At 35.6% G+C, this 15,120-nt stretch carries 17 protein-coding genes; 4 read left to right on the top strand and 13 right to left on the bottom strand.

Translation table 11 applies throughout. The annotated features are described in order from the left end of the window. Positions 1-45: 45 nt before the first annotated feature. Both GI584_RS17475 and GI584_RS17470 read right to left on the bottom strand, forming a co-directional pair. A complete protein-coding gene (locus GI584_RS17475) occupies positions 46-342 on the bottom strand; it encodes a nuclease-related domain-containing protein (protein WP_194842026.1) in 297 nt (98 codons plus the stop codon). A 44-nt stretch (positions 343-386) separates the two neighbouring features. Beyond that, the gene (locus GI584_RS17470; RefSeq protein WP_153792015.1) at positions 387-926 is read right to left on the bottom strand and encodes a GNAT family N-acetyltransferase; all 540 of its coding nucleotides are present in this window, start codon (positions 924-926) and stop codon (positions 387-389) included. A 280-nt stretch (positions 927-1,206) separates the two neighbouring features. On the opposite strand from GI584_RS17470, the gene putP reads away from it, so the two are divergent. Then, a complete protein-coding gene (gene putP / locus GI584_RS17465; RefSeq protein WP_153792014.1) occupies positions 1,207-2,688 on the top strand; it encodes a sodium/proline symporter PutP in 1,482 nt (493 codons plus the stop codon). A 102-nt stretch (positions 2,689-2,790) separates the two neighbouring features. On the opposite strand, the gene GI584_RS17460 is transcribed toward putP, so the two are convergent. After that, positions 2,791-3,306 carry a GNAT family N-acetyltransferase gene (locus GI584_RS17460; protein WP_153792013.1) on the bottom strand — a complete coding sequence of 172 codons (516 nt, stop codon included), beginning with the start codon at positions 3,304-3,306 and terminating at the stop codon, positions 2,791-2,793. 15 nt (positions 3,307-3,321) lie between these two features. Continuing rightward, a complete protein-coding gene (locus GI584_RS17455; protein ID WP_100359517.1) occupies positions 3,322-4,095 on the bottom strand; it encodes a hypothetical protein in 774 nt (257 codons plus the stop codon). A gap of 116 nt (positions 4,096-4,211) precedes the next feature. On the opposite strand from GI584_RS17455, the gene GI584_RS17450 reads away from it, so the two are divergent. The 3 genes from GI584_RS17450 to GI584_RS17440 are packed head-to-tail and all read left to right on the top strand — an operon-like array spanning position 4,212 to position 8,689. Then, positions 4,212-5,426 carry a metallophosphoesterase family protein gene (locus tag GI584_RS17450; protein ID WP_153792011.1) on the top strand — a complete coding sequence of 405 codons (1,215 nt, stop codon included), beginning with the start codon at positions 4,212-4,214 and terminating at the stop codon, positions 5,424-5,426. Between the two features lie 3 nt (positions 5,427-5,429). Further along, positions 5,430-8,276: an ATP-binding protein gene (locus GI584_RS17445; protein WP_153792010.1), complete on the top strand. Its 2,847-nt coding sequence runs from the start codon at positions 5,430-5,432 to the stop codon at positions 8,274-8,276. Between the two features lie 14 nt (positions 8,277-8,290). Continuing rightward, on the top strand, positions 8,291-8,689 hold the full coding sequence (locus GI584_RS17440) for a GNAT family N-acetyltransferase (protein WP_100359520.1): 399 nt from the start codon (positions 8,291-8,293) through the stop codon (positions 8,687-8,689). 305 nt (positions 8,690-8,994) lie between these two features. Here GI584_RS17440 and GI584_RS17430 read toward each other — a convergent pair whose 3' ends face one another. From GI584_RS17430 to GI584_RS17395, 9 genes are all read right to left on the bottom strand, one after another. After that, positions 8,995-9,597 carry a DedA family protein gene (locus GI584_RS17430; protein WP_153792008.1) on the bottom strand — a complete coding sequence of 201 codons (603 nt, stop codon included), beginning with the start codon at positions 9,595-9,597 and terminating at the stop codon, positions 8,995-8,997. A 2-nt stretch (positions 9,598-9,599) separates the two neighbouring features. Then, positions 9,600-10,016, bottom strand: coding sequence for a GNAT family N-acetyltransferase (locus GI584_RS17425; protein ID WP_153792007.1), 417 nt, complete (start codon positions 10,014-10,016; stop codon positions 9,600-9,602). 18 nt (positions 10,017-10,034) lie between these two features. Continuing rightward, positions 10,035-10,169, bottom strand: a complete 135-nt coding sequence (locus tag GI584_RS24255) for a hypothetical protein (RefSeq protein WP_267902827.1) — start codon at positions 10,167-10,169, stop codon at positions 10,035-10,037. A gap of 309 nt (positions 10,170-10,478) precedes the next feature. Continuing rightward, positions 10,479-11,711, bottom strand: coding sequence for a hydrolase (locus tag GI584_RS17420; protein ID WP_325063409.1), 1,233 nt, complete (start codon positions 11,709-11,711; stop codon positions 10,479-10,481). Positions 11,712-11,846: 135 nt separating this feature from the next. Continuing rightward, positions 11,847-12,785, bottom strand: a complete 939-nt coding sequence (locus tag GI584_RS17415; RefSeq protein ID WP_100359523.1) for a peptidylprolyl isomerase — start codon at positions 12,783-12,785, stop codon at positions 11,847-11,849. A 117-nt stretch (positions 12,786-12,902) separates the two neighbouring features. After that, positions 12,903-13,082, bottom strand: coding sequence for a hypothetical protein (locus tag GI584_RS17410; protein ID WP_100359524.1), 180 nt, complete (start codon positions 13,080-13,082; stop codon positions 12,903-12,905). Positions 13,083-13,304: 222 nt separating this feature from the next. After that, positions 13,305-13,844 carry a DUF3267 domain-containing protein gene (locus tag GI584_RS17405; protein WP_100359525.1) on the bottom strand — a complete coding sequence of 180 codons (540 nt, stop codon included), beginning with the start codon at positions 13,842-13,844 and terminating at the stop codon, positions 13,305-13,307. 162 nt (positions 13,845-14,006) lie between these two features. Beyond that, positions 14,007-14,366 (bottom strand): YtxH domain-containing protein, encoded by a 360-nt coding sequence (locus GI584_RS17400; RefSeq protein WP_100359526.1) that lies wholly within the window; start codon positions 14,364-14,366, stop codon positions 14,007-14,009. Between the two features lie 70 nt (positions 14,367-14,436). Continuing rightward, positions 14,437-14,856: an HIT family protein gene (locus tag GI584_RS17395; protein ID WP_100359527.1), complete on the bottom strand. Its 420-nt coding sequence runs from the start codon at positions 14,854-14,856 to the stop codon at positions 14,437-14,439. Between the last annotated feature and the right edge of the window lie 264 nt (positions 14,857-15,120).

Raw genomic sequence — 15,120 nt, 5'->3', positions numbered from 1 at the left:
TTCTCCTTCTTCAAGTTCCTGTACTAGTTGGTCAGCTTCATTAATTTATAGTCTGCCTTTCAGGTGTTTGACTTCACAGATGAAGATTTTTTTCGGAAAAATGGATAGATTGTCAATTTGGAAAAAGTGTTTTTGCCATGGTAACCGGACACCGTACAACAGAAGTTTTTCATATTGTACCATATGTAAGTGATAAGGTAATTTTGATTCACCGGTATAACCTGATAATTCTCTGCCATACGCTTTTTCCAAACCTTGTGGAATGTCATGGGGTGAGAGTCGACCGATAAGTGCTTCCAGTTGCCTCAAATAATAAGATTTTCTTACAGAACCATGCTCCAAACAGGAAACCTCCTTACTATTTTTTACTATCATAACATAATAGATCAAGCCTGGAAATACTCACGATCTAGTATGCTCATCATTATATCTGTTTCGTATTTTCCTTTGATTAGAGCACCTTCCCGCTCTACTCCTTCTTTAATAAATCCACATTTTTCATAATACCTAATTGCTCTTTTATTGTATTCCAGCACTCGTAAGTCTAATCGATGCAAGGATAATTCATGGAATACAAAATCCAGAACTAGATTAGTTACTTCCTGACCGATTCCTTGTCCCCAAGTGGAGGGATCGAATAATCCAACGGCATATCGAGCACGGTTGTCGCGTTTATCTACAGTTAAACGAGCCTGACCGATGCATCTGCCTTGATATTCAATACACCATTCTAATGGATTGGATTTGATCTTTTGAATAAATCTTTCAGCGTCTGCCCTTGTTTTTGGCTTAATATTTGCTGGATCCCCGCTATACATTCTCATTAATTCTTCGTTATGTTCGATTTTTAGATAGTCTTCTATGTCACTTTCAATTGGTTGACGAAGTAGTATATTTTCCCCTGAAATTGTAGGTGCTTTGTTCATAAAGGATTCCTCCTATCATTCAATCCAAACACTTTTCATAATATTACCATCAATCTTTATAAAATAGAAGATTTTAAATTTGGAATCAAAAAAAAATATGACAATAAGAATATAAAGTAAGTCGATGTAGACACTATATATACCAAAATCAAAATAGGTGGTGATCTTGATGGAACAGGAAACTATCAATTCAGCAACATGGGCGTGGTTATTAATTCCTATGTTATCAGTTGTTCTCCTATCGTTAATCACCTTATTTACAGGAAAAGGAGAGTGAATGATGGATATTGTTACTTTGATTACGTTTATTATCTATTTAGTCGGGATGTTAGTTATTGGAATTGTTGCATTTCGTTTAACGAATAACCTCTCTGATTATGTTTTAGGGGGGCGAAATTTAGGTGGAAGTGTGGCGGCTTTAAGTGCTGGAGCATCTGATATGAGTAGCTGGCTCTTACTTGGTTTACCAGGCGCTATGTATGCAGGAGGGATGAATCAAATTTGGATTGCCATTGGTTTAGCGGTGGGGGCTTATTTAAATTGGCAGTTCGTTGCTAAACGATTAAGAACTTATACAGAAGTTGCTCAAGATTCCATTACTATTCCAGATTTCTTAGAAAATCGTTTTCGCGACAAATCACGGGTCTTACGTGTGATATCCGCTTTTGTTATTTTGATTTTCTTTACATTTTATACATCGGCCGGCCTTGTAGGAGGAGCAATTTTATTTGAACAATCCTTTGGTATAGACTACCAATCTGCATTATGGATTGGGGCAATCGTCATTATATCGTATACATTTTTAGGAGGATTTTTAGCAGTAAGTTGGACGGATTTTTTCCAGGGGATCTTAATGTTCTTTGCGTTAATTGTTGTACCGATTATCGCAATCAATGTTTTGGGTGGATGGAATGAAGTCGTCAGTCAAGTTGGGAACATAGATCCGGGTTATCTAAACGCGTTTACGGATACAACAGCCATTGGTATTATTTCATTATTAGCATGGGGGTTAGGGTATTTTGGACAACCCCATATCATTACACGATTTATGGCGATAAAATCGACAAAAGATATCCCAAAAGCTAGGTTTGTTGGTATGTCTTGGATGGTGTTTGCTTTATATGGCGCGATTTTTACAGGATTTGCGGGGATCGCCTATTATGCAGACGCACCATTAGAAAATCCGGAAACTGTATTTATAGCGTTCACGCAAGAGCTTTTTAATCCATGGATTGCAGGAATTTTATTAGCTGCGATTCTGTCAGCGATTATGAGTACGATTGATTCTCAGTTGCTTGTATCCTCTAGTGCGGTTGCAGAAGATTTTTACAAAGGAATCATCAGAAAAAATGCAAGTCAAACAGAATTGGTATGGATTGGACGGGCAGCGGTAATTATCATTGCGATTATTGCGATTCTAATTGCTCAAAATCCTGAAAGCAGAGTCTTAGATTTAGTTGGATACGCATGGGCAGGATTTGGAGCAGCTTTTGGCCCGGTTATCATTTTGAGTTTATTTTGGAAGAGAACAACAAGAAGAGGGGCGATTGCTGGAATTGTGGTAGGAGCTTTAACGGTGATCATTTGGTCGCAGCTTGAAGGGGGCATATATGACTTGTATGAAATTGTACCAGGGTTTATTTTATGTACAGTTGCAATCATTATCGTAAGTCTTATATTTGGATCCCCAACAAATCCATCAAAGGTTGTGAGAGAAGAATTTAAAGAGGCAACAGAAATAAATACTGATATGGAATCTTGAGGGTTTTGGTTTGATGAACTGTTGAAAAGAGGATAGAAGCAAGGAGCCCTAAAATAAGTAGGGCTTCTTGCTTCATTACTTATTTTAAGTCACATAATCTTCCTATAACTCAATCCAAAATCTTTTCACAACATTACCATCGTCCTCTATAAATTCCTCATCTTCTATTCCACCGTTTTTCAAAATAGCTTTTAGGGAACCGATGTTGTCAGCATCACAAGTGACAAGCGCTTTATTGATGCCTACCCTTTTAGCCTCGAGTAACGCCAACTCAAGAATTTTGGTGGCATAACCTTTTCTTCTTTCACTCGGCCGAATACCGTACCCGATATGACCGCCGATAGTAAGGAGCATCTCGGTTAATTGATGTCTAATATTTACGACACCGATAATCAATTTGCCCTTTACCAGCCAAAAAGTAGAATCAGGAACCCATCCATCTGGGAGGTTCTTTCCTTTTTCATTATTATCAATAAATTGCAGAAAACAGTCTATATCATCAGGGAATTTTTCGATTATCGAAGGAATCAGTTTTTCCCCACTTCTTTTCCACTCCCAATAGAACTCCTGATATTCTTGTTCTAACACTTTTGTAGGTCTAATGAGTTGAATAGTCATTTAATCATCCTTTAATTATTTATTCCAAAACAGTGCTGTCAAAACTACTTTCACATGAGCCATATTTTCATCGTGTTTTCGAACTTGGTCTAAGAAGGGAAATTCTTCAGGTGTTACACTGATCTTAGCCAATGGTTTCACTTTATCCTGGCATATCCATTCCTCTCTTGAACCACCCTGTGCAAAAGCTGATTTTGGCAGAATATACATCGTACCATTACGCCAATACTCACCTTGAAAATCTTGATTAACGGAAAAATAATAATATCGTTTTACTTCCTTTTTAGTCGGAATCGAAAAACATAAATTTTTCAATGTCCCTTGATATTCTGATCTATTAATAACAGCGAAATATAAAGACCAAATAGCATCAGATGCTGCAAAAACTGCTTTTACCGGTTTGTTATTAGCTAACGTTTGGTTTCTAGGTTCAAATATCTCAATATCAGGGTTGTTAGAGCCATGAACTAATACATCTTTAACCTTAATTAAATATTGTAAAAATAAATGCTTCGGATAATCTAAATCATAGTCAATCCATAAGCCGCTATCTTTTACAATATATTGCTCATAAATGGTCTCGAACTGCTCTATTACATTTGGGGCAAGTGGTCTATCACTAGATTTTAAAAAGTGTAATCTATTAAAAAATAAAATCTTTAACCTATTTATCAAGAGTCCATCTCCTTTAACCGCTTTTTCTTCCATCGAAACAGGGTCACATTCAACATCGCCAAAAATACTACCACACATATAATGGAAAACTAACCAGATCCCTATGGTAGGCAATATGATTGCTCGCACTCCACAACAGTAGTTTAACATAAAATTCCAAAAAACATCTTATCGAACGTGCATTCTGTTTTGTGCTCTGCTACAATAGAGAGAGAAAGAAGGTGAAGAAAATGAGAAAGAAGATTTCTTTTATTCATTGTGCGGATTTACATTTAGATAGTCCTTTTAAAGGCTTGAAAAACATTCCGACTGAGCTATTAACAGACATTAGAAATAGTACGTTTCAAGCTTTAGAAAATCTAACCGAACAAGCAATAATGCTTCAAGTAGATTTTGTTTTATTGGTAGGGGATATTTTTGATCAGGAAGAACAAAGCATGCAAGCACATATGGCATTGCGAAAGGCTTTTCAAAGATTACAAGAACATCAGATAACGGTATACCTCTCTTTCGGTAATCATGATTACTTGAACAGCCAGTCATTCCCGCGCAACTATCCTGATAATGTCTATATCTTTGATAAGGAAGCTGTTACTTCCTACCCGTTTGTCAAAAATGATCAAGTACAGGCAAGAATCTATGGATTCAGTTACGAAAATCGAGCAGTACTTGAGAATAAAACAAAAGAATACCAGAAAACAGACGATCATTGCTTCCATATCGCGACTTTACATGGAAGTATTGGCAATGAAAACATACAAGATCATGCAGCCTATGCTCCCTTTCAATTAACGGAATTAAAACAAGCTGGATTTGATTATTGGGCATTAGGGCATATACATAAACGAGAAATATTAACAGAAAGACCGCCAGTAGTTTATCCAGGTAATATCCAAGGTAGGTCAACGAAAGAAACAGGGGAGAAGGGATGTTATCTTGTCACCTTATCTGAGCATGAGCCAGAATTAGAGTTCCTACCTTTATCATCTATTATATTTGAAAAAGTTCCAGTAGATGCCAGTGGATGGGTAGATATCACAAGTGTGACAGAACAGCTGAAAGAACTTACGAATAGTTTCACGACAGTAAAAACGTTAATCCAGCTGGAATTTTATCAAGTAGCTGAAGATAAGGAAATCTGGTTCATCAATGGTCAGTTATTAGAAGTGCTTGACTATCTGAATCAGGAATCAAAACATCACTATATGATCGGCTATAAATGGGCAAAAGCACCGAAACGTTCTGAATGGCAACAGGGCGGCCGTTTTTTGGAAGAGTTGGCAACTGCTTTTCAAGTAACTAACCTGGAACAATCCATCAGTCCATTATGGCAGCACACGGAAGGTAGAAAATGGCTATCGAAGTTGGTAGAGGATGACCACAACGAGATCCAACGAGAAGCAGAGTATTTATTAGATCAACTACTGCATGAAAAGGAGGGGTAAGCCTTGCGAATAGAAAGCATACATATATATGGGTTTGGAAAATGGATCGATCAGCATTTCTCTTTTCAGCAGGATGGTCATATCGAGATTGCCGGGGAGAATGAATCTGGCAAATCAACGTTAAGGCAATTTATTTTATACATGTTGTTTGGCATGAAAGCGAAGCAGATAGAACGATTCACACCGAAAAAGGGATCAACAGTTGGCGGTAGGTTAACTATTTCCGGTCTTGCCGATCAGACCGTCACGATCGAACGAGTTCATGGAAAACATAAAAACCAGGCGATTATCTATGGAAACAATGGAGCACAAATGGATGAAGAGTGGTTACAATCCGCTTTACAAGGGATCGACCGAAAAGAGTTCCAATCGATCTATACATTTGACGCCCATGATCTAAAGCAAATTCAGGATCTTAACAATGAATCCTTGCATGAAGTATTATTAGCGGTTGGTATGACAGGGTCAGACCGTATTTACCATGCGGAAAGGGTATTAGAAAAAAAGCTGGCTGATTGGTTTAAACCGTATGGAAAAAAGCCGGAGATCAATCAACTTTTTCAAGAGTTAGCAGATCTCAAGAACGAGTTAACCAACGCCAAGGAAAAGGAAAATCAGTATCAACAGCGATTAGTGGAAATCGAACAATTAGAAAAGCACTTATTCCAATTAGAACAAGAAAAAAGCAGTACCAAAGAAAACCAGGAACAAGCTGAAAAACGGTTAACCCATTACGCTTTAATAGAGGATTATTATTTCACCAATGCGAAATTGAAAAGGCAAAATCAAAACATGATGTTCCCTGTTGAAGGTTTAAAACGTCTAAATGAATGGAAGGATTCGATTTTGCCTTTAAAAAGTGAAGAACAGGTACTTCGTAATAATGTAGCGGAAATCGAGCAACAGATAAACAGTTTGGATCTAATTCCTGACGAAAAATTAGAGAAAATAGAATTTGGTTTAAAATTGAAAAATGAAATCGATCAAATCGAAGCAGAAATCGAACAAATCAGAACACGCATCTCTACAATCGAACAAGAAATCATCACCAAGCTTGATAGTATGCAGATTAATCTGACAATCGAGCAATTACGAGAGACAGAACTTCCTTTCTATCTAGAAGAAGCATGGGCGGATTTAGCGAATCAGCGTGAGAAATTAACCTTAGAAAAACAGTACCTAGAAAATGATAGGTCATCAACAGCCAAAATGAAACAGGAATTGCTGGAAGAAAAAGAACAACTGCAAAAATCACTGTTGGAACAGGAACAAGTAAAACAATATAAAAATGAGATCGAACAAGTGAATCAAGTAGATAATCAAACCAAACAACAAGCACAATTTCAAAAATGGTTGCAAACATATCAGAAGCAAATAAAAATATCTAGTTTCGCTTTGCTTATTGGCTTCATAATAGGAGTAGCTCTTTTCTTTGTTACAGATCTAGTATGGTCTATTGTCACAGTTGTTCTTGCCATTGGTCAGAACATCGCAATGAGATTATATGGACAAGCATTCAAACAATGGTTACAGCCAGGTCAAGAACAGCTAGCATCCTTAAGTCAAGCGGAAATTAATGAGCGGGAGCGGATTATCCAGCAACAATCAGAGCTCCAACATAAGTTAATTGAAATTGAAAAAGAAAGGCAGAAATCTCAAAATGAACAGTTAAAACAAGCGGAAAGACTTTCTTTTTTACAGGAACGTATAAACCAAATTGAACAGAAAATAACCGATCAGCAAAAGCAATATCCTTTTTTGAGCAATGTAGAATTGACCTATTGGCCAAGGCTTTATCAACAAGTAATTACTCAAAAAGAGAAACTCTTAGATATTAAACAATTAGAAACGGAAACTAATAACCTTGAAGAGCATAAAAGAGAACAGCAACAGACCTTTGATTTACTGGAATTAGCCACGATGGATCTGAAACTAACCATCCAAGAGGAACAGGCAAGAAGAACTGAATACGTGCAACTACAAACGAGAAGAGAAGAACTGCAATCAAAATTGGCTTCCATTGTAGAGAAACAAAAACCGTATCAACAGGAAATCAATCAATTATTACAAAAAGCGGAAGTGGAGACAGAGGAAGCATTTATCGAAAAGGGAGAGGAAAAAGAAGAACTTGATGTGTTACAGCAGAAAAGCAATCAGTTATATGATAGCTTAGCTGTTATATTTACCGAAGGAGAGATCAAGCAAATCGCTGATGGGGATTTTGAGGATGAACATACCTTGCAAATCTTACGTGATGAATGTCAACAATCAGTCAATGAAACTACTGAAAAAATAAAAGAAAAACAATCTTTATTAAGTGATCAAAAAGCAAGTATCGCTATGTTAGAAGCAAATGAAGATGTTTCCATTCTTAAGCATCAATTGGCGATAAAACAAGAAGAATTACAAGAAGCAGCAAATCAATGGGCCGTTTACCAAGTGGCATTGGCAAACGTAACGGAAGCAAAATCAACGTATTCACAAAAATATATGCCGCAAGTATTTGAACAGGCAAGTCATTATTTTAACAAACTGACATTAGGCCGGTACCAGCACATATATATAGAAGATAATGAAACGATCATTGTAGAAGACAGAGAAGGTTTTGTTTTTCATGTAATCGAATTATCACAGGCAACCAAGGATCAATTATATATTGCCATTCGCTTTGCGTTAAGTCATGTCATGGCCAACCGGTTAGCGCTACCTTTTTTGATTGATGATGGTTTCGTACATTTTGATGCTAATCGAAAGGAAAAAGTATTAGAGATTGTCGCAGAATTAAGCAAGGATCATCAAGTATTATATTTCACTGCTAATGCGACAGCAAAAGCAAGTATTACATTATAATGGGAGAGTGTACTATGAATATTATGTATAAAAATGATATAACGATAACACCTAGGGATTTATCAGAAGTTTTTCATGCTTCTGGCATTAAAAGACCTTACGACGATTTAGATCGTATGCAGCAAATGCTCGATCATGCCAATGTATTAGTCACTGCTTGGGATCAGGAAAAAATAGTGGGGGTGGCAAGAGGACTGACTGATTTCAGTTATTGCTGTTACTTGTCAGACTTAGCCGTCGTTCAAGCCTATCAGCATCAGGGAATCGGCAAACAATTAATTGAACAAGTTAAAGAAGAACTAAATGAACATGTTGCCTTGATTCTACTGTCTGCACCATCTGCTATGGATTATTATCCAAAAGTGGGCTTTGATAAAATAGAAAATGGCTATATCATCAAAAGAAAAAAATAAGCAAGAAGTGATCACAGAAAGGATTTGAAAATGGATGTTGTACGAGAATTCTTTTCGAGTGCTTGCTATATATTAAGGTGGTTTCTTTTTGCTGTTAGTCTGTACTTATTATATTGGACGTTGATCATGCCTGCATGGGCTATTGTACCGTTCGTGATATCTGTGATGTAATGGTTAACATTACGGTTTTCAGCAAAGAAACTGTTGTAATATCTATCAAGCCATCCTCCATCGAAAGGGGATGGCTTCATCATTTTATCACGGTGCTAATCGTCCGTAAAACCTCCACTGAGGGAAGTCTCACTTTATTTCCTTCTTCTTAAAAAACGAATAATAAAGAATAAGAACCCAAAGCAAATGAGAAGATAAAAAAAGTTAGAATAAATATCAAAATAATAGACAATATCTTCCCATGATTCCCCGACATAAGCTCCCAAGAAAACTAAGACCGTATTCCAGATTAAAGTTCCAAGAGTGGTAAAGACTAAAAATAGACTAACATTCATTTGCGACATCCCAGCTGGAACTGAAATAAGACTGCGGATTAATGGAATAAAGCGACAAAAGAAGATGGTCCAATAGCCATATTTATCAAACCATGCATCTGCTTTATGGATGTCCTCTTTCTTGAGGCGAAGAATGTGCCCCCATTTATCAACGATTCTTTCTAATCGCTGGATGTTGAGTTGCATTCCAATCAGATATAATACAATCGCTCCTAAAACAGATCCGGCCGTTGACGAAAGAATTACACCAACGACATGTAATGAGGATACAGTAGTGAAAAAACCACCAAAAGTTAATACTACTTCCGATGGGATAGGTGGAAAGATATTTTCCAATGCAATTAAAAACATAATACCAAGATAACCAAATTCATTCATTACCGTGAAGAACCAATCTTGCATCTTTACTGTTCATCCTTTGCAATTCTTCGTACCATACATGGCCGTTCTATAAAGTTAAATGTTTCGTAAAATGGTTGAGCATCTTTAGTAGCTAAAGCAAATTTTGTCTTTTTAAGTGAAGGGTGTTCCAGTATGTATTGCATGAGTATGGAACCAACTCCGCGCCCCTGATATTCTGGGTCAATTACCACATCTAATATCCATGAGAATACTGCCTGATCTGAAACGACACGAGCAAATCCAATTTGTTTATTTTCAAGGTAAACCCCAAAAGAAAATGAATTATTTATACTGTGCTTTATCGTTTCTTTGCTTCGATCATTCGCCCAATAAGTCGGCTTTAAAAGATTATAAATGATGTCCAGATTGAGTAAATATTTATCATCACTAATTACATAGTTATTGTGATGCCACTCCATAACAATTCCCCATTTCTTCTATTTATCACGTAATTCTTTTAACAGTTCGATGATTTCCTCATTCTGTTCTATGATCTGGTCATGTTGATTTCTAATTTTTGAAAGATCAAATAATAGAATGATAAATACAATAATAGCAAAGATCTCAAACATTTTTATTCCCCACTTTATACATGAATATTGTAATAGTACCATAAAATTATTCAAAAATGTTTGAAATTGGATATATCGGTTTAAGAAAAGGTGACATTATGTTCTATTTAATGCTTATTTCCATTGTTGGAATTTTATTAATATGTATCATTTCGATCTTATTTATCATGGATATCCTGCTAAAGAAAAAGCACCCGTTCTCATTATTTTTGTTGATCATGTTATGTCTGATTCTATTGAGAACCATCAGTGAATCAGTTTGGTAAAAAAATAACTTGAGCGATATCAAGTTATTTTTTACGACGATATTTATTTTTCTTCATCTGCTTCTGTATTTTCATAACGGCTATCCAAGTAATCGACAATATGAATAATATAGCCTTCTAGATTACTAGGTTTACGAACGGCGCTTCCCCATTCTGGTAACCCATGGTGGCAAAGGATACAGTGAGACATTAAGTGAATATCTTCCATCGTGACAGAAATTTTATGATGCTCAATTACTTTAGATAATAACATCACCCCATATGGAATATGACCAATGTTTACACCTAATGGGTCCATCGCAATTCCAGCCTGTTTGCGATTTGGATCTTTAAATTCCCCTGTGGGAAAGAGAAAGTGAAAAATATCGAAGGATTTACCAGCATAATCATACTCTGCTAATTTACCGATATCATGGAACAAAATACTTGTAATCAGTGCATCATAGTTAATGCTGTCATATTTAAACTCAGCCATTCCATGTACCATATGATAGAGGTGATCAATACAGTCTTTCCATACATATGTTGGTCTGGCATTGTCTTCTTTTAAAGAGTTCCAAATTTCTAGTTTATATTCGGTTTCTACTTTGTTGATTAACTGCATTACGGCACGGAAGGGATTATCTGATTGGATCGTTATGTATCTACAGAAGCGCATCAGACCAACGGTATGTTTCAGTAAACCTCCCAAATAATTGTGATGAAACCCTTTCGCGGCAGGACTGATGCGAAATCCTTCCCAGAGTTGTTCCATTGCTTTAAGTGCAATATCTTGATAGGGCTGTTGTAATTCGTAAAGATAGGCAAACAGTTCATCTCGCAATGCCTCTATATCCTGTTGTGTATAAGCAAGCAATGTAAAGGGATCAATGTCATCCTTGCATGGTGTCATTTCATATACAGTGACACTTTTAAAGCCGTTAAATTCATCGACTTGACCACGGATATCAAAGACACCTTTTTGTTCTAATACAGGAAGCATCGCATCAACTTCCCCATTGTTATCCCACATTTTGGCGGAAATGTTTCCAGATTGGTCACTCAATGTAACTTTTAAAAAGGATTTATTTGTTTTCGTTTTTCTTACTTCGAATTCATTTAATAAAACCCTAGCTGAAACGGGTGTACCTTTTGTTAAAGTATTCAAATGTACCCCTTTCATAGCTTCTGGTAAAGGTGGAGCGGGGAAATTAATAGAGAGATCCTGTTTTTGTTGATCTGTCAACTTATAATCAATCGTAATCATCTCATAAAAATACTTCAGCGAGTTCATCATTTATCACTTCCTAATCTTGTTTCAAAAATTTTTGAATGGTACACACTAAATAAACAGAGTAAGCATATCTGATATTATTAGAATAACATAAAAACCCCTATCTTCTCACATGGTGGAAGATAGGGGGGTGTAGTATTATTCAGTTTCTTCTTCTGCAGATTCTTCTTCAGTAGGCTCTTCTGGTGTGCCTTCAGGAGCTGGCTCTTCTACAGGTGGTTCTTCAAATGTGAATAAATCTTCGAATTCTTCGATTTGAACATCAATATTAGCATCTTTCATTAAATCTTGAATTTTAGTTTGTAGAGCTGCTTGATCAATTTTAGTCGATGCAATATCTCTTTTGATTTGATCTTCTACATCTTCTAGTGGTTCTACATCTTCCGCTTCTACACGGTCTGTAACTTTAATAACGTGGAAGCCATGTGTAGATTGGACAGGCTCACTAATTTCATCAATTTCAAGATTGTATGCTGCATCTTCAAATTCAGGAACCATTTCACCTGCACCAAATTCTCCTAAATTACCACCGTCAGCAGCACTACCTGTATCGCTAGAATATTCTTCTGCTAGAGCTGCAAAATCTTCCCCATCATTTAACTGGTCAATAACTTCATTTGCGGTATCTTCATCTTCAACAAGAATATGGCTAGCAACTAGATTTGTTTGCATTCTTTCATAATGCTTTTGAATTTCTTCATCAGTTACTTCTATATCTTCGGTCGCAGCTTTTTCTTGAAGCAGTTGGACACGCAAATCATCACGGAATGCTTCTTCATCTGCATAACCACTTTGAGTTAAGACCATGTCCCATTGCTCACCATACTGCTCTTTAAATGTTTCGATTTCATTATCAACTTCTTCATCGGATACGTCATATTTATCTTCAAGAATTGTTTCGAGCACCAATTGTTGGAGAACTTGTTCGCCATTGGCTGCCTTCAATTCTTCATAAAATGCATCCTTTGTAACACTACCTGAATCTGTTTCCACTACCGTCTCAGAATCATCTGAAGAACATGCGGAAAGTGCGATAACGCTTGCTGCAATTGTTGCAGAGATTGCTAATTTTTTCATTCTACCTACACTCCTACTATTTACTAAAGCTATTTTTTTACTCTTGCAATAATATAACATACTTTTGATTAAAAATAACAATAAAAATATCGATTACATTATTTTTACTAATTTTAATTAGATATAAATAACTTCAACATATGAAGATACAAGTAAAATGGTAATTAAAATATTAATGGTTCGAAAAACATTTGGTTGTTTTTCCTGTGACATTTCAGTTTGTAAACAAAGTCTCATCGTTAGAGAGTTGAATATAAATAATATAAAAAAAGCAAAAATGACAAACACAAAAAGCATCAAGCTTACCTCCTTATTCTCATGTCATTACTTTAACAAAAAATTAAAGATTTGAACAGTATGTCCCATTATTAATTGAAAAGTATGTATGTAATCATTATATCATGCTTGTTAAGTAATCAAAAAAGAAGAAAAACATTACTTCTTCAGTTTTCTGATGCTACGCGTGTATGTTTACATCTGAAAATATACAAAAACCCGCTTCATAGTATCGAAACGGGTCTAGCGTGGAATTAATATATCATAGCCTTGTTCTTCATTTGAAATTAGACATTTTTTTGGTGCTTTCCATAGATGACGAATATATAGAAAATCAATATAAGATAAACTTAAATTAATTGCACCTAATAGCAGAAAATAAGGATAATAAGATGGAACAAAATAACTGCTAATGATACAAGGAATGGTAATAATTATTGTCGGTGTCAATAAAGCGAAAAATAATGTTGGCTTCGTTGTTTTTGTATGATTAACTACATGAAAGTTAGGGAAAAATTTCTTCTCTAATGTCCATTTTAATCGTAAGTTTTTATTCGTGAATTTTAAAGGCAAAATTCGTAATGCTTTATGCAACAAAGGTAAAATCGCTAATCCAAGTACAACTGGGATTAGACCGTGGTCTTTAACTAAGACATCTTTATGAATCAATGTAAATGGTAAATACAAAAAGATAAAAGATAATAGTCCAAATAATAATGATAAAATAAGGCTTCGATAAAATCCAAGTTGCTTTGTTACATTGATGGAATCCCAACAGTTCACTAGGATCACCCCTTTTTCTAAAATCGATTCATTTAAATAATACTACATGACTATAGTATGTTTTGTATGAAAAATCAATAGGTTTTATGTAATTTTTTTAGCGAACGCTTGTATTTTTTGGTAATAAAATAAAAAAGCCGGCCATGAGCCAGCTCTTCCTTGTTAATTTGCTTTTGTTTTGTCTTCTAGTTCTTTTAAACTTTCTTCAATTTGTGTTATATATTTTTGAATATTTTTTTGATGTGGTTCGACCGTTTTTTTCCATGATTCAATCGATTCCTTTACATCTGCGGAGAGGTCCTTAATTAAAGCTGCACCCTCTTTTGATGTTTTACTAATCTGTTCTTTTAGGTCGACACCTTCTGTTCTTAAATGGTTAATGTAGCGTACTGCTTCATCACTTTTTACTTTAACGTCAGTTCTTAATTCTTTTCCTGCTTTAGGTGTACTTAAAAGTGTAGCAGCAGCACTTACTAATCCTCCAGCTAAAAAGCCGATTAATAATGACTTGCTGTTAATCATTCCGAACACTCCTTTCATATTTATAACATTCTCTTTTTTGTTGATAATCAAACCATATTTTTTAAAAAAATTAAAGGTTTGTAGATATTTTAGAGGCCATATCAGCTAAATCATACTTATCTTCATGTGTGATCCAATTAGGCTTAAAGCCATCTGTTTCATCATAACGAGGTATAAGATGAATATGTAAATGGAATACAGATTGCCCAGCAGCTTCCTCGTTATTATTAAGTATATTAATTCCAGCTGGTTGAAATGTTTCTTTTAGGGCATTTGCAATTTTCGGTACATGTGCAAACAGTTTAGCAGCAAGTGCTTCATCTGTTTCATATATGTTTTTGCTGTGGTTTTTAGGTATGACTAAGGTATGCCCTTTCGTCACTTGACTAATATCAAGGAATGCATAAACATCTTCGTCTTCATAAACTTTTGCAGAAGGTATGTCACCTGCCACAATTTTGCAAAAAATACAATCTTCATGTGTTCCCATACGATCGCTCCTTCTATTTATAAGTCTTTTTGCTCGTTGTGCAATAACTTCGGGATATGTGTCTAGAGCGTTAGCTACCAGATGTCAGTTATTTCCCTATCTACGTATACGGAGTGAAGTCTTTCCGTTTTGTGGTGCTAGGTGCTTTTCTTATATTATACATTATTTTTATTGTTCTTTAAAACGCTAAGAGGTAAAAAAAATAGCAGGAGTGCTACAAAACGATATATCGTTTAAGTAACACATCCTGCATGAAGGGGAGAA

The sequence above is a fragment of the Gracilibacillus salitolerans genome (assembly GCF_009650095.1).
GTDB classification, from domain to species: domain Bacteria; phylum Bacillota; class Bacilli; order Bacillales; family Amphibacillaceae; genus Gracilibacillus; species Gracilibacillus salitolerans.
This window is presented reverse-complemented; position numbering and strand designations above follow the sequence as displayed.